We start from the raw sequence: 20720 nt of genomic DNA, 5'->3' as shown, positions 1-20720 counted from the left end.
TCCCTCCGGTCATTCCCCGGCTGCCCGCCGCATCGCGGGCGTGAAGTCCGCCTCGGCGGACAGGTTCCGCACCGTCGCACCGACATTCCGCCCGCGGCAGACCGTCACCTCCAGCGGTGAACCGGTCCAGAGCGTGCGCATCTCACTGGCCAGCCGTTCCGCCTGTCGGGAATCGCCGATGACGGCGAAGCCGGTCGGCCCCCAGCTGCTCTGGCCGACCCCGGCGATCCCCTGCGCCTCCAGCCAGGCCAGCGCGTCCGCCACCAGGGGGCTGGTGAAGCGGCCGCCCTGGGCGGGCGCGAAATGGTCGCCGACCGTGCGCTGAAGCTCGCCGATGGCCTGTCCGAACCGGTCGACGTCGCCCTCGGCCAACGCCGGCAGGGCGACCATCAGCATCAGCCGGCACAGATGCGCCGCGGCGTCGGGCGGAAAGGGCGGCAACCGGCGGAATGCCTCGGCCTCCGGCGCGCCGTGCAGGCCGTGGCCGCCGCGATGGAGCAAGAGCAGGATGCGCCACTCCTCCGGAAATGGCGCCCGCGCGATCACCGGCGGCGCGGCGTCGAGCCCACCCCGGCCACCGTCGAGCAGCACCCCGCCCTGCTCGAAGGCCGCCAGCCCGATGCCGGACCGGGCCCCCCGCTCCAGCGCGCGGGCCAGATCGCGGGCAGCCGTGCCGCGCCCCTCCAGGCAAACCAGCGCCGCGGCGACGGCGAGGTCCGTCTGGGTGCCGGAGCCCAGCCCGACATGGGGCGGGATCGCCTCCTCCACCGTCACCGCGACGGCTTCGGGCAATCCGGCTTCGCGCCCAAGCCGTTCGATGCTGCGGCGGACACGCTCCGCCGATGGACCGCTGACGGTCAGCCGGTCAGCGGGCCGGACACGCAGGGCGATGGCCGGGCGGTCGATGGCGATGCCGAGACTGCCGAAGCGGCGCCCCAGCCCACCGTTCAGATCGACGAAGCCGGCATGCAGGCGCGCAGGCGCACGGACCCACACCTCCCCTATCCGATTGCGCTGGTGGCTCATCTGCATTCCCTTTGCGCGGGTCACCGCACAATGTTAGCGTTACGAACAAAATTGTCCGTAGCGCGAACGAGTATCCACGCGCGGTAGCCCGAACGGGGCAAGACATATCCAGGGAGGAAACCGGGCATGAAGCGGACGCTTTGCCTGTCGGGGACCGACCATGTCCAAGCATCGGACCCTCAATGTTGGGGCCGGTTCTTGGGAGGATCGTGGCGAAGATCGCCAGCGTCCTTGAATTCTGCTTGAATTCTTCGGTCTGACTTCACTCATCCCGCTCAGACGATTGGGGGGCCATGACCTTCCACCCCGACATTCTCTGCCCGTTCTGCGGGCTCGGCTGCGGCGACATCGGGATCGACCGGGACCCGTCCGGCATCGCCCCGCGGCCGAGCGGCTGCCCGCAGGCCGACCGGCTATTCCGACGCTCCATGGCGGTGCCGACGGATGCCCGCCTGGGCGGAGCCGCCATTTCCATGGACGATGCCATTGCCGAAGCGGTCCGGCTGCTGGGATCCAGCCGCGCGCCGCTGATCGCCGGACTGGCAACCGATGTGGACGGCGTGCTCGCAGCACTCAGCCTCGCCGAACGCATCGGCGCGACCGTGGATCATGAGCGCTCGGATGCCCTGTTCCGCAATCTGTCGGTCCTGCGCCGCTTCGGCTGGTCGGTGACCACGCTGGCAGAGCTGCGCAACCGCTGCGACCTCGTCCTTGTCGTGGGGCCGGACCCGGCCGCGGCCTTCCCGCGCCTGTGGGAACGCTGGGTGGTCCCGGAACCGGCCTTCGCTGACGGCAATGGCCGGAGCGTCGTTTTCCTGGGCGGGGCACCGCTGCCGGAAACCGTGCGGTGCCTTGGCGGCAGGCTCGAAACGAGCGGGGTGGACACCGGCGCGGAAACCGATCTGGCGACGCTGGTCGGAAGGCTGAGGACGGCATTGGCCGGGCGTTTGGCGAACGACGATCCGATGGCGGCCTTGGCGGCCCGGTTGCGTTCCGCCCGCTATGCGGTGGTGGTCTGGGCGGCGGGATTGTTCGAGGGGCCGCAGCCGGACCTGATCGTCGAGGGGCTGGTGCGCCTGATCCGCACGGTGGACGGCACCACGCGGTGCGCCGGTCTTCCATTGTCCGGGGCCGACAACCTGATCGGCGCCAATCAGGCCTGCGGCTGGCGCACCGGCTTTCCCTTGCGCACCGGTTTCGATGGTGGCGGACCGCTGCACGATCCGGAACGCTTCGACTGGCGCACGCGCCTGCGCGATGCCGACGTGACGCTGTGGATTTCCGCCTTCCGCCCGGAGACACCGCCCCTCGCCACCGGCGGCAGCGTCATCATGCTGGCGCCGCCGGAGACGAGTGTTGCGCCGGAGCCGGCGCTGTTCATTCCGGTGGGCACCCCGGGCATCGACCATCCCGGCGACGTGTTCCGCGCCGACAGCGTTGTCGCTCTCCATGCCGGCGCCCTGATCGACAGGGGCCTGCCGAGCGTCGCCGGCGTGATCGACCGGATGCTGGCGGCACTCGGCCAAAACGCCAGAACCAGGGAGGCCGCCGGATGCTGACGAAGCTTGCCGGCGGGCGGCTGTTCGACCCGGCCAACGGGCGGCATGGCGAGGTCGCCGACCTCTGGCTGCGAGACGACCGCATCGCCGCCGATCCGGGGCCGGGCGCGACGCCGGACGCGGTTCATGACGTGACCGGCAAGGTGGTGATGGCCGGGGCCATCGACATCCACAGCCACATCGCCGGCGGCAAGGTGAACCTCGCCCGCCTGCTGATGGGAGAGGAGCACGACCGGCACCGCTTCGCCGGCCATGCCTGCGGCCACGATAGGATCGGGGGAGGCAGCGGCATCGCCACGCCCTCCACCCACACCACCGGCGCCCGCTATATCGAGATGGGATTCACCGCCGCCTTCGAGCCGGCGATGCTGGGCTCCAACGCCCGGCATGCGCATCTGGAGATGAGCGACATCCCCTATATCGACACCGGCGGCTATCTGGTCCTGGGAAACGACGATTTCCTGCTGGACCTGATCGCCACCAACGCCGGGCAGGCGGCGGTCAACGATTATGTCGCCTGGATGCTGACGGCGACCCAGAGCCTTGCCGTCAAGGTGGTCAATCCCGGCGGCATCAACGCCTTCAAGTTCAACGCCCGCTCGCTCGACCTGGATGAGGCCGGGCCGCATTACGGCGTCACGCCGCGCAACGTCCTGACGGTGCTGGCCCGTGCGGTCTACGAGTTGGGACTGCCCCACCCGCTGCATGTCCATGGCTGCAATCTGGGGGTTCCCGGCAACGTCGCGACGACGCTCGACACCATCCAGGCGGCATCGGGGCTGCCGATGCACATGACGCACATCCAGTTCCACAGCTACGACACGGCGGGAGACCGCAAATTCTCCTCGGGTGCCGCGGCGCTGGCGGAGGCGGTGAACAGGACGCCGACCCTGTCGGTGGACATCGGGCAGGTGATGTTCGGGCAGACGGTGACGGCATCGGCCGACACCATGGCGCAACGCCACACAGCACCGCTTGCCCACCCCCGCAAATGGCTGGCGATGGACATCGAATGCGACGCCGGCTGCGGCGTGGTCCCCTTCCGCTACCGCGATACGTCCTATGTCAACGCGCTGCAATGGGCGATCGGGCTGGAGCTTTTCCTGCTGCTCGACGATCCCTGGCGGGTGTTCCTGACCACCGACCATCCCAACGGCGCGCCCTTCACCTTCTATCCGGAACTGATCCGGCTGCTGATGGACCGCGATTACCGGTTGGCGAAGCTGGCCGAAATCCATCCCGACGCGCCGGCCCACACCACGCTGGGCTCCATCACCCGCGAATACACGCTGGCAGAGATCGCCATCATGACCCGTGCGGCGCCGGCCCGCATCCTTGGGCTTGCCGACCGCGGCCATCTGGCGCCGGGCGCTTCGGCAGACATCACCGTCTACAGCGATTTGCCGGACCGCCGCGCGATGTTCGAACGGCCCGATCTGGTCTTCAAGAGCGGCCGGCTGGTGGTGCGCGACGGCGTGCTGGTGGCGATGGCGCAGGGCTGCACCCATGTCGTCCGCCCCGGCTTCGACGATCTGATCGAGCGCCGCATCGCCCGCCATTTCGACGAGCGACTCGGCCTGCCGATCAAGCATTTCCGCATCCAGGACGCGGAAATCCGCCATGGCGCCGGCCCGCAGCTCCATCCCTGCCGGCGGCGGGAGGTGCCGTGATGGCGGAGATGCGGATCAACGGCGTGCGCATCGAGGACACCTTTGCCGAGGCGTTTCCGATGACCTACACACGGCTGGTCATCACCGCCGACACGCCCGCCTGGGTGGAGGCGGCGACATCCAGCCTGACCGGCTTCGCCACCTCGGTCATCGGCTGCGGTTGCGAGGCGGCGGTGGAACGGCTGCTGACGCCGGAGGAAACGCCGGACAGCCGGCCGGGCGCCGCGGTGATGATCTTCGGCATGTCCACCGGCGACCTTGCCAAGCTGGTGGTCAACCGGGTCGGGCAGTGCATCATGACCTCGCCGGGGTCGGCCTGTTATGCCGGGCTCCTCCAGGGGACCAAGCGCATTCCGCTCGGCGGGGGCTTGCGCTATTTCGGCGACGGGCACCAGGTTTCCAAGAAATTCGGCGACCGCCGCTTCTGGCGACTGCCGGTGATGGATGGCGAGTTCGTCTGCGAGGACAGCGTCGCCGTGGCCAAGGGCATCGGCGGCGGCAACTTCCTGATCCTGGCCGCCAGCCACCGTCAGTGCCTCGCCGCGGCGGAGGCGGCAGTCGCGGCGATCCGGTCCTTGCCCGGAGTCATCCTGCCCTTCCCCGGCGGGGTGGTGCGGTCGGGGTCCAAGGTGGGGTCCAAATACAAGGCGCTGATCGCCTCCACCAACACGCGATTCTGCCCGACCTTGCGGGCGGTCGAACCGGAAACGCTGCTGGCCCCGAACGTCGAAGCGGTGCTGGAACTGGTGCTGGACGGCATCGACGAGGCGGCGATCCGCACCGGCATGCGGGCTGGCATCGCCGCCGCCGCGGCCGGGGGGACGGCGGCCGGCGTGCTGGCGATCACCGCCGGGAATTACGGCGGCAAGCTGGGCCCGCACCATTTCCACCTCCATGAGGTGATGGGCGAGGTGACGGAATGAGCGGCATGACCCTCACCTTCCGCGGCGATGCCGGAATGGCGGTGGACATGTCCGCCCTACTGCCCGAACGTCTGGCCGGCCTGACGGCCGATGAGGTCGCCGGACTGCCGCTGCCCTGTGGCGGTGGAGTGGCAGACGTCGGCGGAATGTTCGACGTGTCGGCGGGCGACGCGGCCGAAGGCCTGCTGATCCGGCCGGTGCAGGCCGTCCTGCACCGGGTCGGCGCCGGCATGGCGTCCGGACGCATCCTCGTGGAGGGCGATGCCGGCAGCCATGCCGGTGCCGGGATGAGCGGCGGACTGCTGCGCATCTCCGGCAATGCCGGGGATGCGCTGGGCGGCGCCCTGCCCGGCTTGCCGCTGGGGATGCGCGGCGGGCTGATCAGCGTCGGCGGCAGCGCCGGTGACCGGGCATCCGAACGGATGCGGCGCGGCATCGTCGTCGTCGACGGGCCGGTCGGCGCCTATGCCGCCGGCTTCATGGTCGCCGGGACGCTGGCCGCCGGTGGCGGCTGCGGTCCGCATCCGGGATTCGGCATGCGGCGCGGCACGCTCCTGCTGGGCAGGGCGCAAAACGAAGCACCCGGCGGCTTTGCCGACGGCGGCATGCGGGACTGGCTGTTCCTGCACCTTCTGCGGCGCGCCCTGGAGGGAACCGGAAGCTGGTTCGAGCGTGCGGGCACCACCCGCGCCCATCGGTTCATCGGCGACCTTGCGGAGGGAGGGCATGGTGAGATTCTGGCGATGGCCTGAACGACGATCCGACTTATCGAAGCGGTGGCAACCGGTTGCCGCGGCCCTGCCGCTTTTGGGACTACTGGCCCTTGCGCCACCGGCAGCCGCCCAGGGAAGCGGTTCGCAGGACCCCGGTGCCACGGTGGTGCTGATCGGCTATCTGGCACGCCAGGAGGATCCGCGCACCCCACTCAGCTTCCTGGAGCCGGTCGCGACCGACGAAGGGCTTCAGGGGGCCCGACTGGCGCTCGCCGACAACAACACGACCGGCGTCTTTCTGAAACAGAGCTACCGGCTGGTCGAGCAGGTCCTGCCCCAGGACGGCGACATCTCCGCCGGAGTGAAGGCGCTGGCCGACGAGGGTGTCCGCTTCGTCGTCGCCGATCTGCCGGCCGATGCGCTGCTCGCCGCCGCCGACCGGCCGGAAGCCAAGCCCATGGTGCTCTTCAACGCGCGCGCCACCGACGATGCGCTGCGCAACGGGCAATGCCGCGCCAACATCCTGCACACCGCCCCCAGCCGGCGCATGCTGGCCGATGCGCTGGCACAGTATCTCGCCTGGAAGAAATGGCCGCGGTGGAGCCTGATGACCGGCCGCGACCCGGGCAATGCGCTCTATGCCGAGGCCGTCCGCCGCGCGGCCAAGCGCTTCGGCGGCCGGATCGTCGATGAGAAATCCTGGACCTTCGACACCGGCAACCGACGCACCGACACCGGCGTCACCACCATCCAGTCCGACATCCCGCTCGCCACCCAGGGGCCGGATTACGACGTGCTGGTCGTCGCCGACGAAGCGGGTGATTTCGGCGACTATCTCGACGGACGCACCTGGTATCCACGCCCGGTCGCCGGCACCCAGGGGCTGACCGCAACGGCCTGGTCGCGGGTGAACGAACAGTGGGGCGGCACCCAGCTGCAAAGCCGGTTCGAAAAGCTGGCCGGACGCTGGATGACCCCACGCGACTATGCCGCCTGGCTGGCGGTGCGCAGCGTCGGGGAGGCGGCGGCCCGCACCGGCGCCACCGGCTTCGATAGCCTGACCGGCTATCTGCACAGCCCCGATTTCGAGCTGGCGGGCTTCAAGGGCGAGGCGCTGTCCTTCCGCGCCTGGGACGGCCAGATGCGCCAGCCCATCCTGATCGCCGGGCCGCGGATGCTGGTCTCGGTGTCGCCGCAGGAGGGGTTCCTGCACCCGGTCACACCTCTCGACACGCTCGGCGACGATGCGCCGGAAAGCAAATGCCGTCTCAACCGATAGGGCGGACCCAACAAGGCGGACCACACCATGCGATACCTGCTGTCCTGCACCCTGCTGCTTCTCGCCGGCCCGGTCCTGGTTGCCGAGCCCCTGCTCGCTGAAACCATTTTCGTGTCCAACGAGAAGGACAACCAGATCGCCGTGGTCGACGGCGACAGCCTTCAGATCAAAAACAAGATCAAGGTCGGCCGGCGTCCGCGCGGCATCACGCTGAGCGCCGACGGGACGCAGCTTTACGTGTGCGTCGGCGACGACAACCGCATCGACGTGGTGGACATCGCCAGCGGCAAGATCGTCCACACATTGCCGTCCGGTCCCGATCCGGAACTGTTCGTGCTGTCGCCCGACGGGACGAAACTCTACGTCGCCAACGAGAACGACAACATGGTGACGGTGATCGACGTCGCCGAACGCAAGGCCATCGGCAACATACAGGTCGGCGTCGAGCCGGAAGGGATGGGGATCAGCCCCGATGGCAAGATTCTGGTCAACACCTCCGAAACCACCAACATGGCGCACTTCATCGACACGGAGAAGCACGCCGTCGTCGGCAATGTGCTGGTGGACAGCCGGCCGCGCGTCGCCCGCTTCACCGACGACGGCAAGCAGGTCTGGGTGTCGAGCGAGATCGGCGGCACGGTCAGCGTGATCGATGCGGCGGCCCACAAGGTGATCAAGAAGATCCGCTTCGAGGTCACCGGCGTCCGGCGCGAGGCCATCCAGGCCGTAGGCATCCAGATGACGAAGGACGGCAAGCGCGCCTTCGTGGCGCTGGGTCCGGCGAACCGCATTGCCGAGATCGACACCGGCAGCTTCGAAGTGAAGCGTTATTTCCTGGTCGGACAGCGCGTGTGGAACCTCGCCTTCTCCCCCGACGAGAAGCGGCTCTACACCACCAACGGCATCAGCAACGATCTGTCGGTGATCGACCTGGAGCGTAACAAGGTGATCAAGAGCATTCCGGTCGGCGGCGCGCCCTGGGGCATCGTCGTCAAGCCGTGAGCGGACGGAACCCCTTGCCGGACCGGCCGGTTGATGGGGATGGCCGGGTGCGTCGGCAAACCGTCGACGATGGCCCGACGCGGCGTGCGGCAGGACCGGACGGTCTGAACCGCCTCGCCAGGATTGTCCATCCCCGGAGACCCACGATGAAACGCTTCACCACCCTTCCCTTGACAAGCCTCGCACTGGCCGCCGGCCTTGCGATTGCCGCGCTGCCGGCCTCGGCGCAATCCAGCGGCAATCCGACCGGCGGCTCCACCGGTACCAGCACGCAGAACGCCCCAGCCGGCACCACCGGACAATTGCCGCCCGACTCCCTGCCCGGCAAGCGCCAGGGCGCCATCGGCGGCGCTCCGGTCCCGCAGGGCAGTTCCGGCAGTTCCACCGACAGCACCAGCGCCCCGACCGGACAGCTTCCGGGCGGCTCCCTCCAACAGGAAAGACAGGGCGTGATCGGCGGTTCTCCCGTGACCCAAGGTGGCTCGGGCCAATCGACCGGCAAGCAGGACAGCCAGTAACCGGGAGCATTTCCGGTTTCCCGACGGACCAGCAACCGCCGCCCTCCCGAAGATGGGGTAGCGCAGCCCGAAAGGCCGTGCCATCCCGGTCCTTATCCGGTCAACGGGACGGCGGCAGTTGCGATTTCAAGTTACTCCGGACCTCTTTTGAGAGTTTGTTGGCAAAACAAACAAGATGCCATAATGCCGGCCGTGACCGACGCCGTGGCCGTAGTTACCCGGCTATCAATCATGCTGGATCGACATGCCCGCATGACCGCGACGGTCCTCCAATGATTTCAAAATCCATGGGAGAAAGCGGCGATGGGCATGTGGCAGGGGTCATCCCCGAAAATCAATCGCGTGCTGGTGGGCGAATCCTTGGTCGGCGACGGCAACGAGGTCGCTCATATCGACCTGATCATGGGACCGCGCGGCAGTGCGGCGGAAACCGCCTTCTGCAACGCGCTGACCAACAACAAGGACGGCTTTACCAGCCTTCTGGCGGTCATCGCCCCCAACCTGCAATGCAAACCCTCCACCATCCTGTTCAACAAGGTGACGATCAAGGGGGCGGAACAGGCGGTGCAGATGTTCGGGCCGGCCCAGCATGGCGTCGCCAAGGCGGTCGCCGACTGTGTCGCCGCCGGCACCATCCCGCAGGATGAGATCGACAACATCTTCATCTGCGTCGGCGTCTTCATCCATTGGGAAGCCAAGGACAACGCCAAGATCCAAGACTACAACTACCGCGCCACCAAGGAAGCCATCGAACGCGCGGTGTCCGGCTATCCGACCCTCAAGGATCTGCTGAACCAGAAGGATTCGGCCAAGCATCCCTTCGCCGCCTGACACCGGGTCCGGTGGCGTCCTGCTGGATGGCGGTGTCCGGATCACCGTCATGGGGTACGCCACCGGCCGCATCCGGGCCAGCGCGATAGGACCGGATACCGTCCATGCGCCAAACATCTCTTTACCCGCGAACCGAAGAGAACGACACCTTCGGCCATCGCCGGAAACTTCATTTATATTTTTAACAAAAGATATTTATTTTGAACTCTCCGGCAAATCAGCGGGTGACGCATAGATTTTTTCTAATTCTAACAAGCGGATCCCCCAGAATTCTTTCTGCATCGCAGCAAATCCATCCCAAATTATCTTAGGACTATCCATTGGGATGATGGCCGACTTGCGGACTCACGGGTACAATTTCCTAGTGGGCTCCCGCGGCAATATTGCCTGATCGCCCATTCCAGCGGAGGATGCGGACATGAAGACCTGGCGCAAGCCGAAGATTGTCGAGATTTCGGTCGGCACCGAAATCAACGCCTACGCCTGCGCCGGTTTGTAACCGGCAAAGGCGATCCATTTCTCGAACATCCTTGCACGTCGTCAACTCAAGGCCGGCAGCGGCTCGAAATGGGCAAAGAACTGCCCCGCATCGTCCGGCGCGCCCACATCGTAGTGCAGCGCGCAAAGCCGCAGCCGGCCGGCATTGCCCAACTCCGGGCCCGACAGCATGGTGTGGAAACTCTCACCACCGAGCAGGCGATGCGCGGTGGTGAGGTAAAGCCGCGAGAGCACCCGATCGCGCAGCATGGTGTCGAGCATCCGCGGCCCCGTCAGCAGATAAATGCTGCGCAGCCCCCGGCTGCCGAGTTCGCGGACCAGCGCCCCACCGTCCACCGACGCGCCGGCACCGGCGAGCAGCACCTCATAGCCGGCGCGCCGCCAGTGCGCGACCCGCTCGGCCGGAGCCCCTGCACCGGTGGCGACGATCACGCGCTGACCATGCCTTGCAGGCGAGTCCGGCATCGGGAAGTCCAGGCTGGCGCTGGCGATGACCACGGCAGGCTGGGGTGAAAGGCCGTTATCCACCCGCCACTGCGCCAGATCTTCCGTGGCCGCCTGTGTGCCGATTTGCAGAACGTCGTCCAATCGCCCCGCCGCAAGGTCGCGCAGGTAACCGCCATGGGTGACCAGGCAATCCGCCTGCGCCTGAAGTTCGAGGAACAGCCGGAAGTCGTTGCCGCTGACAAGCCCGGCCGGCAGCCGGCTTTCCCCGGTGGGGGGGTCGCGCAAGGCGATGCGCCCGTCCAGGCTGGCGACGAAGCTGGCATAGACGAACGGCACGCCGGCACTCCCCTTCTCATGCAGGCGGTGGGCGAGATAGGCGCCGGACAGTGCGATGTCCTCAGGCACGCCGGGATAGAGGCGCAGCAGCCGGGCAGTCATCGCGGTTCCCTCGATGAAACGGCATCGATCCGGCCCAGGAAATCGGCGGCCAGTGCATCGGCAATGTCGATCTTGCTGACCGATTGCAGGCCCTGCCAAGCCGGCATCGAATTGACCTCCAGCACCAGCCAGCGGTCGCCGTCGCCAGGATCGGCGATCAGATCGACACCGGCATAATCCGCCCCCACGGCGGCGGCGGCGCGCACCGCCAGATCGGCGGCGGTGCCGTCCGGCGCCATGGCCTCGCAGCGGGCGCCCTGATGCACATTGGTGATCCAGCTGCGGCCATGGCGGATCATGGCGGCCACCGCATGCCCTCCCACGACGAAGACCCGGCAATCGCGCCACTCGCCCTCCCGGCGCGGCGGCACGAAGGATTGAAGGTAATAGACGCCGGCCACCGCCTCGGATTCCGGTACGTCGTCTGGGGTGGACAGGCGGCGCAGGCCACGTCCCTGGGCGCCGAACAGCGGCTTCAGCACACAGTCCGGCGTGTTCTCCACCACAGCACGCGCCATATCGGCGGATTGAACGGCAACGGAGGGAGGCGTCGGCAGGCCGGACCGGGCCAGCAGGAAACTGGTGGCGCTCTTGTCCACACAGCGTTCGATGGCCCGGGCGGTGTTGTAGACGGGGACGCCCAGCCGGTCGAGCGCATGAAGCACTCCCAACCGCAGCGTCACCTGTTCGAAGCTGCCTTGACCGATCACCCTCACGAAAGCACCGGACGGCAGGCTGTCGCCAAAGCCCGGCAGCAGAAGATCGGTCAGCGTCCGTCCGACCGCAAAGCCGCAGGTGCTCAACGAAACGCGCCGACATTCGACACCGCGGCGCGCGAATGCCCGCTCCAGGCGTGCCGCGTGCCAATCGGCTCCGTCGGTGAACAAGGCGACTGCGCCGCTCATGCCGCCTCCACCATGGCGAGAAACCTGCACAGCGTCCGGGCATACCGGCCGGCAAGGCGCCGGGCGTCCAGCAGGCCGTCTGCGTCGGCGAGCACGGTGCAGAGCGGCGCTCCGGTCGGGATATAGGCCGGGGTTTGCGGGCGGTCTGCTGTCCAGTCCGGCCAGCGCAGGCCCTCCGGCAAATGGACCGGAGCCGTGGCATAGACGACCGTGGCGGCGCGGCAGCCGGCAAGCGGTGGCAGTGCGGCCGGCAGTTGCCCGGCGCAGGCCGCCAGATGCAGGCCGAACAGGCTGGGCATCGGCGGTCGGTCGAACAGGTCGAGCGTCGCTCCCGGCCGCGGGTTGATCTCCAGCAGGCACCATCCGGCGGACCCGACCAGGAAATCGGCGCTGTTCAGCCCAACCAGCCCAACCGCTTCGGCGATTGCCGCCGCCGCATCGATCATCGCCGTGCCCAGCCTCCCGCAAGCCGGCAACGGGCCGACCGCCCCGCCGTAACGGTAGGGCTGCCTGGGTGCCGGCGCCACCCATTGCTGGCTGAAGCCCACCGGCAGGATGCGACGGCCGTCGGCCAGGAACAGCAGGGACACCGGACGCCCGCCCATGCGGCGCTGGGCATAATGGCCGGCCGGCAGTCGTCTGGAGGCCCGCCGGATGTGGCCGTCACCGCTGGCACCTGCGCGCTTCACCAGCCAGCCGTCGCGGTCCGGCAGCGACAGCGAGACCTCCGGATGCGGAATGCCGAGACGGGCGAGCAGCGCTGCAAAAACGAGAGGATCCTTCACCTGCGCCACCGCTTCCGCGCGGTTGCCGATCACCGGCCGGACGCGGGCAAGCGCCGCCAACAAATCGGCTTGGTCCTCGAACCCGGCGCCATAGACCAGCGGCAGCCTGCGCAATTCGGGCAAGGCCAGCGCCCGCCGCAATGCGCCGGCGGAAATGCACAGCCGGCGCGACGGCAGGTTCAGGCAGAGGGCGGTCATGGCAGCCGTATCCGCATCGGCGAACAGATCGATGGCGGCGACGCTGCGCCCGCCGCGGCAGGCGCTGGCTGCCAGCGCCCGTGCCGACAGCGCAACCACGACGAATTCCGGAACTGCCGTCGGGGTCAAGCTCCACCCCCTCGGAAAAGCATCTTGAACAATCGTTTGCAATGCCAACAATCAGGCGCGAACGCTCTCTTTGCAATGACCCTTCCGAAGCATGGCGACCGCCGCCCACCGGATTTGACTCCGGCATCGAACAGGGTGTGTCCTGGGGAAGACAGGATGTACGAAGCCGCGATCCCTGCGGAACCTCAGCCGATTCCTGCGATCCATGGCCCTCCCGCCCTGGCGGTGGAGGAGTTGAGCCACAGTTTCGGCAAGCGCCTGGCGCTGGATCGCGTGTCCTTCGCCGTGGCGCCCGGCGGTTTCACCATGCTGCTGGGCCTGAACGGGGCGGGAAAGACCACGCTGTTCTCGCTGATCACCCGGCTCTATTCCAACCGGACCGGCGCCATCCGCATCTTCGGCTTCGACCTGCGGCGCCAGCCGACCCGCGCGCTGGAGCGGATCGGCGTGGTGTTCCAGCAGCCGACGCTCGACCTCGATCTCACCGTCCGGCAGAACCTGCGCTATCACGGCGGCCTGCATGGAATGTCGCCCTCCGACTGCGAAGCCCGCGCACGGGAGGAACTGGCGCGCATCGGCCTTGCCGACCGTGGCGACGACAAGGTCCGTGCCCTGTCCGGCGGTCAGCGAAGGCGGGTGGAGATCGCCCGTGCGCTGCTGCACCGGCCGAGCCTGCTGCTGCTCGACGAGCCGACGGTCGGTCTGGATGCGGACTCGCGCCGCCATATTCTGACCCATGTCCGCACGCTGTGCCGGGAGCAGGGGTTGGCGGTCCTGTGGGCCACCCATTTGATGGACGAGGCGACCAACGAGGATTCCGTCGTCGTGCTGCACCAGGGCCGGCTGCGCGCCTCCGGCACGGTGCGGACGGTCTGCGACGAGACCGCCACCGCCGCCCTGCCCGCCGCCTTCGCCGTCCTGACCACAGGGGAGCGCCGGCCATGAGCGCCGCAACCTACTGGTACTGCCTGCGCAGCATCATCGTGCGCGAAGGCCTGCGTTTCCTTCACCAGCGCGAGCGCTTCTTCGCCGCCCTGGTCCGGCCGCTGGTCTGGCTGGCGATCTTCGCCGTCGGCTTCCGGGCCGTGCTGGGCGTGTCGATCATCCCGCCTTACGAAACATACATCCTCTACGACGAGTATGTCGTTCCGGGGCTGGTCGCGATGATCCAGCTGTTCAACGGCATGCAGAACTCGCTGTCGATGGTCTATGACCGCGAGATGGGCAGCATGCGGACGCTGCTGGTCAGTCCCCTGCCGCGCTGGTACCTGCTGGTCGCCAAGCTGCTGGCGGGTGTCGCGGTGTCGATCGCACAGGTCTATGTGTTTCTCGGCATCGCGTGGCTGTGGGGGGTGGAGCCGCCGCCGCTGGGCTATCTCGCGGCCCTGCCGGCGCTGCTGCTCAGCGGACTGATGCTGGGGGCGCTCGGCCTGCTGCTGTCGTCCTTCGTCCGGCAGCTGGAAAATTTCGCCGGGGTGATGAACTTCGTGATCTTCCCGATGTTCTTCGCCTCCTCCGCCCTCTATCCGCTCTGGCGGATCAGGGAGGGCAGCCCGGCACTCTATCAGATCGCCGCCTGGAACCCCTTCACCCAGGCGGTGGAACTGATCCGTTTCAGCCTGTATCTCCGAGTCGATGTCAGTGCCTTGCTATGGGTGGCCGGCTGTCTCGCCCTGTTCCTGGGTGCGGCGGTTCTGGCCTACGATCCGGGGCGCGGTTTCTGGGCGCGGCGGGGTGGCCCGGCCGAACAAGCCTGATATCGGGAGCGTCGGATTCGGCGTTTGCGATTTTCCGGATTAACTCTTCGGTTTCTCCCTACCCGTTATTCCGCCTCTTTCGAAAACTTTCGAACGGTAACGGAAAATAATCTTCACAGCCTATTTTTATTTGATCAAACTGATTGTCAGTATCGCCAACAGAGTGCGGGGCAGTTTAGAACCCCGCCAACAGTCGTGCCCCGGCATTTAGGACCGGCACGCCTGCGATGCCAAAACAGTTCGAAATCTGAGCGCCGGTAACCGAACCGCCCGACGTCTCTCAGTTCGACGTCACGCGTCCATCGTCGAGGGAGAACGCCCTCTCCGAACATCGCCTTTCACGGAAGCCGCCGCCTGCCGCCGCACGAGTTTCTGGGACCACGGACGACCGCCGAAAAAACGGGAGGAAACACATGAACCCCTTTGTGCGCTGTCTGCTCGTCACCGCCGCGATCCAGGCGGCCACCGCCGCCATCCCCACCGGTGCTTTCGCCAACGACGACATTCTGAAGAACCAGAAGGATCCGTCCAACTGGGCATTGCAGCTCGGAAATTATGCCGGCCAGCGTTACAGCACGCTCGACCAGATCACCCGCGACAACGTGAAAAACCTGCGCCCGGTGTGGCAGTTCTCCACCGGCGTGCTTCGCGGCCACGAAGGCGGTCCCATCGTGGTGGGCGACACGATGTACATCTCGACGCCTTTCCCCAACAACGTCTATGCGCTCGATCTCAACGACAACGGCCGCATCAAGTGGAAGTATGAGCCGAGACAGGATTCGTCCGTCATCCCCGTGATGTGCTGCGACACCGTCACCCGCGGTGTCGCGGTCGCCGGCAACAAGCTGTTCCTGGGTCAGGCCGACAACACGCTGGTGGCGCTGGACACCGAAACCGGCAAGGTGCTGTGGTCGGCCAAGAACGGCGACGCCAGCAAGGGCGAGACGCTGACCGCCGCCCCGCTGGTGGTGAAGGACAAGGTCTATGTCGGCATCAGCGGCGGCGAGTTCGGCGTGCGCGGCCATCTGACCGCTTACGACATCAACTCCGGCAAGATGGTGTGGCGGGCCTATTCGACCGGTCCCGACAAGGACGTGATGATCGACCCACAGAAGACGATGATGCTCGGCAAGCCGATCGGCGAGCCCGACCTCGGCATCAAGACCTGGCCGGCCGACCAGTGGAAGATCGGCGGCGGCACCACCTGGGGCTGGTACACCTACGATCCCGAACTGAACCTGATCTATTACGGCACCGGCAACCCGGGCACCTGGAACCCGGCGCAGCGCGCGGTCGACAAGGACCGGGCCAAGAGCGACAACAAATGGTCGATGACCATCTTCGCCCGCGATGCCGACACCGGACAGGCGAAATGGGTGTTCCAGAAGACGCCCTTCGACGAATGGGATTATGACGGCGTCAACGAGAACATCCTGGCCGACGTCACCATCGGCGGAGGCAAGCGCAAGGCGCTGATCAATTTCGACCGCAACGGCTTCGCATACACCATCGACCGCACCAACGGCGAACTGCTGGTCGCTCAGAAATACGATCCGTCCGTCAACTGGGCGAGCGAGATCGACATGAAGACCGGCCGGCCGAAGGTGAACGACAAGTACAGCACCTTCGCCCAGGGCGAGGATCACAACACCACCGGCGTCTGCCCGGCGGCGCTGGGCTCCAAGGACCAGCAGCCGGCCAGCTACTCGCCCGACAGCGGCCTGATCTATGTGCCGACCAACCACATCTGCATGGATTACGAGCCGTTCAAGGTGGAATATTCCGCCGGCCAGCCCTATGTCGGCGCGACGCTCAGCATGTATCCGGCGCCCGATTCCCACGGCGGCATGGGCAACTTCATCGCCTGGGATCCGTCCGCCGGCAAGATCGTCTGGTCTAAGCCCGAACGCTTCGCGGTGTGGAGCGGTGCCCTGTCGACCAAGGGCGGCGTCGGGTTCTACGGGACGCTGGAAGGCTATCTGAAGGCGTTCGACCTGAAGGACGGCAAGGACTTGTACAACTTCAAGACCTCGTCCGGCATCATCGGCAACGTCAACACCTACATGCACAAGGGCAAGCAGTACATCGCCGTGCTGTCGGGTGTCGGCGGCTGGGCCGGCATCGGGCTGGCCGCCGGTCTGACCGGCGAACAGGAAGGGCTGGGAGCCGTCGGCGCACACAAGGCGCTGGGCGAATACACCCAGCTGGGCGGCACGCTGACCGTCTTCGCCTTGCCGGACACTCAGTAACGAACAAGGGGGCGCCGGTTCCCATGGCTGGGGCCGGCGCTCGCACAATTTCCAGGCTGATGGCGCCTACGCATGAAGGCAGTGGGGAGAGAAAGCAAGATGCCCAAATACCTGATCGGGCTGTGCGCCGCCGTCGGGTTCACCGCAACCGTGACCCTCGGCACCGCATTCGGCCAGCAGGATGCAGCACAGAAACCGGAGCAGAGCCCGACACCGCCGAACCAGACGCAAACCGCTCAAACTCCGGCCACCCAAAGCCCAACCGCCCAGGCTCCAACCACCCAGGCGCCATCCGGCGGAAACGCCGCGCAGGAGGCGAAGGTCGCCGACCCGGAGGAACTGGTGGACGATCAGGGCGTGCCGCTCTACGCGGTGCGGGACGGCAAGGTGGACCAGGGGACCTACAACGGCTATCGGCGCTATGCCTCGTCCTGCCATGTCTGTCACGGGCCGGACGGGCTCGGTTCGTCCTTCGCGCCGGCGCTGGCCGATTCACTGAAGCGGATGGACTATTGGCAATTCACCGACGTGGTGACCAACGGCCGCAAGAACATGGGCGCCACCGGCGACAAGGTGATGCCGACCTTCGGGTCCGATCCCAACGTGATGCTCAACCTCGCCGACATCTACCGCTATCTGAAGGCGCGCTCGGACGACAAGATCGGCCGTGGACGGCCCGAGCGGTTCAAAGCGCCGTCGTGAGTCCGGCATGACCCGCTGGCTCTCCTTTTCCAGGCGTGTCCTGTACCTGGCCGTCGCGCTCTGCGCGGCGGCTGCGTCCATTGGCCGGCCTGCCAGTGCGGCAGAGGGCATCCCCACCGAGGTGCTGCGCGTCTGCGCCGACGCCAGCCTGCTTCCCTTCTCCAACGAGCGCCGCGAAGGGTTCGAGAACCGGATCGCCCAGCTGATCGCCGACGATCTGAAGGTGCCGCTGGCCTTTACGTGGTGGCCGCAGACTATCGGCTTCGTCCGCAACACACTGCGCACGCGCCAATGCGATCTGGTGATGGGCACCGCGGTCGGCGAAGATCTGATGCAGAACACCAATCCCTATTACCGGTCGACCTATGCGCTGATCTATCGGAAGGATTCCGGGATCACAGCGAAGACGCTGGCCGATCCGTCGCTGCAGGGTGCACGCATCGGCGTCGTCGCCCGCACGCCGCCTTCGGCGGTGATGCTGCGCCATGGGTTGATCAACATGGAGCCCTACCAGCTCGACACCGACACGCGCGCCCACCATCCGGCTCAGCAGGCGGTGGAGGACGTGGCGGCGGCACGCACCGATGCCGCCATCGTCTGGGGGCCGATTGCCGGCTATTTCGCCGCCCGGCAGCAGGTGCCGCTGGCGGTCGTGCCGCTGATGGACGAGCCGGGCGCTTCGCCCTTTCAGTACATGATTTCCATGGGCCTCCGTCCGGACGAGCCGGACTGGCGGCACTGGCTGAACGACTTCATCATCCGCCGCCAGGGCGACATCGACCGCATCCTGGCCGAATACCATGTCCCGCTGCTCAATGCCGATGGAACGATCCGGGCAGAGGTGGCGGAGCCGGACGGCTATCGCATGGCCGATTACCGCTCCCCCACACCGCCGGGCCTGCGCGGTGCCGAAACGGTGGGAGCGGCGGAGGTGGAGCGGCTGGCGAAGGCCGGCGCCGTCCTGGTCGACGTGCTGCCGACGCCACCGAAACCTGCGGGCCTGGCGGCTGACAGCCGTTGGGTGCCGCCCCCGCATCGCAGCCTTCCCGGCGCCCATTGGCTGCCGAATGTCGGCTACGGTGCGCCGTCGGACGAACAGGAGGCCTATTTCCGCACCGGCTTGGAGGCCCTGACCGCGGGTGACCGCAAGCGTCCGCTGGTGGTGTTCTGCCAGCCCGATTGCTGGATGAGCTGGAATGCGGCCAAGCGCGCGGTCGCTCTGGGCTATCAGTCGGTCAAATGGTTCCCGGCCGGCACCGAAGGCTGGACGGCGGCGGGACACGAGCTGGTCACGGTCGAACCGGAACCGAGCCCTGTATCGCCAAATTCCATATCTAAGATTGCGAACTGAGTGGTCCGCTCAGGACAGCAACGCCGTCAGCATCCGGGCAATCTGGCCGAGCCGCTGCTCGATCCGGGCCGGCTGCTCGCACACCGCAGTCTGCGACCGGCGGCGGTCGTCGAGGATGCGGCGGTCCCAGGCGATGGCGTCCTTGATCTCTTTCGCGCGGGCCGCGTCGCCCGATGCGGCGTCGAGGTCGCGCAGGCTGGCGGCAATGCGGTCGCGCAGGGCCCGTTGGTGCTGGGCATACCGCTCGATAGAGGCGATGGCCGCGGTGCGCTGACGGTCCAGCGTCTGGAAGGTTCCGGCGAACACCAGGGCGAGCCTGCGGTCGTGTTCCTGATCCGCGTCGTGCTTGACCGGCCCCGCCAGCGCTTCGGCCTGCGGTTCCAACGTCGCGGGATCGACGCTGTCGTCGGCGGCCCGCCGGACCAGGGCGGCGACCGCGGGGTCTCGTTGCCACTCGTCCATCAGGCCGTCGAGCGACGGGCCATCCCAAACCGAGGCTGGGGACAAGCTGGGGACGAGAATTTGCTGGCAGGGCCAGTCGGGGTTCTTCGGGTCCTGCGCAATGGCGGCGGCGGGCAATCCGGCGCCCATGGCGATGGCCAGAGCCGCGGCGAAGGCGGGTCCGAGGACGGAGGAATATCGTTGCATGGCAGGAATGATGGCTCCGCAAACGATCCGGCGCAATCGGAACCGCTGCGCAAAAGGAGAAGCCCGATGGATCATGTGGGGAGGTGGGCCGCAGCCGCTATCATCGCTGGTGCGACGGTCGCTTTGCCGGCACCGGCATCGGCGCGGACGCTGGTGTTGGACCTCGAACTGGAGGACAGCAGCGGCGAAGCCCCATCCGTGGAGCATGCGGAGCGGCTGAAACGGGTCAGCGCGGAGTTGCGCCATGCCCTCGATGCCAAGGGGTATGACGTGGTCGGCGATGCGGCCACCGCCGGACTGGTCCCGCCGGGAACGGCGATCCGATCCTGCAACGGCTGCGAGCGCGACATCGCGCGGGCGGCCGGGGCCGATCTGGTCGTTTTCGGCATCGTCCGCAAGGTCAGCAGCCTGATCCTGTGGATCGGTGTGGTCGTCGAGGATGTCGGCACCGGCCAGGCGGTGACAACGGCGCGCGGCGACATCCGCGGCGACACCGAGACCGCATGGTCGCGCGGCGTCGGCTGGCTGGTCGACCATCGGCTGGCGGAGCATGCGCCGCAAAAGCGGTAAGCGGGCGGCGGGGAGGACCGAGGAATGCCGGACGAATCACAAAGCGGCTACAGCAGCATCATGAACGTCCTGCGACCGCCGCCGCCGCGCACGGCGGCCCTGATGCGCCGCTACGATCTGGTGCTGCGCGACTATGTCGGCGATTTCCGCATCGGCGTCTGGGACCATGAGAAGACCCGGACCCAGCGCGTGCGGGTCAGCCTGACCGTCACGGTGGAGGTACCGAACCGGCCCTTCGTCGACGATCTCGACGCCGTCGTCTCCTACGAATACCTGATCAAGGGCGTCGAGGCCTTCACGCAAATCCCGCACATCCAATTGCTGGAAGTACTGGCGGAGAAACTGCTGGCGCTGTGCCTGTCGCCGCCTCAGGCGGTCTTCGCCCGGGTGCAGGTAGAGAAGCTGGAGATCGTGCCGCAGGCCGCCGGGGTGGGCGTGGTGCTGACCGGCGCACGGGAGCCGTCGTAACGGTAGCAAAGCCAGCCGTGGTCCCGCAGGCGGCGGCGCGCACGCCGCCTGCGG

General features: G+C 67.3%; 21 protein-coding genes. 16 read left to right on the top strand and 5 right to left on the bottom strand.

All coding sequences use genetic code 11. From position 1 onward, the window contains the following. Positions 1-9: 9 nt before the first annotated feature. Positions 10-1026, bottom strand: coding sequence for a beta-ribofuranosylaminobenzene 5'-phosphate synthase family protein (locus CRT60_RS13630; RefSeq protein ID WP_098737043.1), 1017 nt, complete (start codon positions 1024-1026; stop codon positions 10-12). 293 nt (positions 1027-1319) lie between these two features. On the opposite strand from CRT60_RS13630, the gene CRT60_RS13625 reads away from it, so the two are divergent. The 9 genes from CRT60_RS13625 (at position 1320) to pqqA (ending at position 10020) form a co-directional block, all read left to right on the top strand. Further along, entirely contained in the window at positions 1320-2585 is a 1266-nt protein-coding gene (locus CRT60_RS13625) for a molybdopterin-binding domain-containing protein (protein ID WP_098736905.1), read from the top strand. After that, the gene (locus CRT60_RS13620) at positions 2579-4255 is read left to right on the top strand and encodes a formylmethanofuran dehydrogenase subunit A (protein ID WP_098736904.1); all 1677 of its coding nucleotides are present in this window, start codon (positions 2579-2581) and stop codon (positions 4253-4255) included. The genes CRT60_RS13625 and CRT60_RS13620 overlap by 7 nt, the downstream gene beginning before the upstream one ends. Beyond that, positions 4255-5178: a formylmethanofuran--tetrahydromethanopterin N-formyltransferase gene (gene fhcD / locus CRT60_RS13615; RefSeq protein WP_193548425.1), complete on the top strand. Its 924-nt coding sequence runs from the start codon at positions 4255-4257 to the stop codon at positions 5176-5178. Before CRT60_RS13620 ends, fhcD begins: the two co-directional genes overlap by 1 nt. 5 nt (positions 5179-5183) lie before the next feature. Then, positions 5184-5930, top strand: a complete 747-nt coding sequence (locus tag CRT60_RS13610; RefSeq protein WP_244592473.1) for a formylmethanofuran dehydrogenase subunit C — start codon at positions 5184-5186, stop codon at positions 5928-5930. Between the two features lie 55 nt (positions 5931-5985). Beyond that, positions 5986-7170: an ABC transporter substrate-binding protein gene (locus tag CRT60_RS13605; protein WP_244592472.1), complete on the top strand. Its 1185-nt coding sequence runs from the start codon at positions 5986-5988 to the stop codon at positions 7168-7170. A gap of 27 nt (positions 7171-7197) precedes the next feature. Further along, complete coding sequence (locus tag CRT60_RS13600) at positions 7198-8172, top strand: PQQ-dependent catabolism-associated beta-propeller protein (RefSeq protein ID WP_098736901.1); 975 nt, start codon at positions 7198-7200, stop codon at positions 8170-8172. A 146-nt stretch (positions 8173-8318) separates the two neighbouring features. After that, complete coding sequence (locus tag CRT60_RS13595; RefSeq protein WP_098736900.1) at positions 8319-8690, top strand: hypothetical protein; 372 nt, start codon at positions 8319-8321, stop codon at positions 8688-8690. A gap of 303 nt (positions 8691-8993) precedes the next feature. Continuing rightward, positions 8994-9521, top strand: coding sequence for a formaldehyde-activating enzyme (fae, locus tag CRT60_RS13590; protein ID WP_280177216.1), 528 nt, complete (start codon positions 8994-8996; stop codon positions 9519-9521). A 418-nt stretch (positions 9522-9939) separates the two neighbouring features. Continuing rightward, a complete protein-coding gene (gene pqqA, locus CRT60_RS37790; protein WP_098736899.1) occupies positions 9940-10020 on the top strand; it encodes a pyrroloquinoline quinone precursor peptide PqqA in 81 nt (26 codons plus the stop codon). A gap of 41 nt (positions 10021-10061) precedes the next feature. On the opposite strand, the gene CRT60_RS13580 is transcribed toward pqqA, so the two are convergent. Genes CRT60_RS13580 through CRT60_RS13570 form a run of 3 tightly spaced genes read right to left on the bottom strand, consistent with a single transcriptional unit; the run spans position 10062 to position 12921 of the window. After that, positions 10062-10904: a RibD family protein gene (locus tag CRT60_RS13580; protein ID WP_098736898.1), complete on the bottom strand. Its 843-nt coding sequence runs from the start codon at positions 10902-10904 to the stop codon at positions 10062-10064. Continuing rightward, positions 10901-11809, bottom strand: a complete 909-nt coding sequence (locus CRT60_RS13575) for a RimK family alpha-L-glutamate ligase (RefSeq protein ID WP_098736897.1) — start codon at positions 11807-11809, stop codon at positions 10901-10903. Before CRT60_RS13575 ends, CRT60_RS13580 begins: the two co-directional genes overlap by 4 nt. Further along, complete coding sequence (locus CRT60_RS13570; RefSeq protein ID WP_244592471.1) at positions 11806-12921, bottom strand: ATP-grasp domain-containing protein; 1116 nt, start codon at positions 12919-12921, stop codon at positions 11806-11808. Before CRT60_RS13570 ends, CRT60_RS13575 begins: the two co-directional genes overlap by 4 nt. Before the next feature lie 156 nt (positions 12922-13077). On the opposite strand from CRT60_RS13570, the gene CRT60_RS13565 reads away from it, so the two are divergent. The 5 genes from CRT60_RS13565 (at position 13078) to CRT60_RS13540 (ending at position 18980) form a co-directional block, all read left to right on the top strand. After that, entirely contained in the window at positions 13078-13866 is a 789-nt protein-coding gene (locus CRT60_RS13565; protein ID WP_098736896.1) for an ABC transporter ATP-binding protein, read from the top strand. Further along, positions 13863-14678 carry an ABC transporter permease gene (locus tag CRT60_RS13560; RefSeq protein WP_098736895.1) on the top strand — a complete coding sequence of 272 codons (816 nt, stop codon included), beginning with the start codon at positions 13863-13865 and terminating at the stop codon, positions 14676-14678. Before CRT60_RS13565 ends, CRT60_RS13560 begins: the two co-directional genes overlap by 4 nt. 413 nt (positions 14679-15091) lie before the next feature. Then, positions 15092-16927, top strand: coding sequence for a methanol/ethanol family PQQ-dependent dehydrogenase (locus CRT60_RS13555; protein ID WP_098736894.1), 1836 nt, complete (start codon positions 15092-15094; stop codon positions 16925-16927). Between the two features lie 99 nt (positions 16928-17026). Next, complete coding sequence (locus tag CRT60_RS13545) at positions 17027-17629, top strand: c-type cytochrome (protein WP_244592470.1); 603 nt, start codon at positions 17027-17029, stop codon at positions 17627-17629. Between the two features lie 7 nt (positions 17630-17636). Beyond that, complete coding sequence (locus CRT60_RS13540; RefSeq protein ID WP_098736893.1) at positions 17637-18980, top strand: quinoprotein dehydrogenase-associated putative ABC transporter substrate-binding protein; 1344 nt, start codon at positions 17637-17639, stop codon at positions 18978-18980. A gap of 9 nt (positions 18981-18989) precedes the next feature. Here CRT60_RS13540 and CRT60_RS13535 read toward each other — a convergent pair whose 3' ends face one another. Beyond that, on the bottom strand, positions 18990-19664 hold the full coding sequence (locus CRT60_RS13535) for a hypothetical protein (RefSeq protein WP_244592469.1): 675 nt from the start codon (positions 19662-19664) through the stop codon (positions 18990-18992). Positions 19665-19781: 117 nt separating this feature from the next. On the opposite strand from CRT60_RS13535, the gene CRT60_RS13530 reads away from it, so the two are divergent. Together CRT60_RS13530 and CRT60_RS13525 are read left to right on the top strand one after the other, a co-directional pair. Next, entirely contained in the window at positions 19782-20198 is a 417-nt protein-coding gene (locus CRT60_RS13530) for a DUF3280 domain-containing protein (protein WP_244592492.1), read from the top strand. Positions 20199-20222: 24 nt separating this feature from the next. Beyond that, entirely contained in the window at positions 20223-20666 is a 444-nt protein-coding gene (locus CRT60_RS13525; RefSeq protein ID WP_098736891.1) for a dihydroneopterin aldolase, read from the top strand. Positions 20667-20720 lie beyond the last annotated feature (54 nt).

The organism is Azospirillum palustre, from assembly GCF_002573965.1.
GTDB classification, from domain to species: domain Bacteria; phylum Pseudomonadota; class Alphaproteobacteria; order Azospirillales; family Azospirillaceae; genus Azospirillum; species Azospirillum palustre.
Note: the sequence above shows the minus strand (reverse complement) of the source record. Positions and strands in the feature narration are given on the sequence as shown.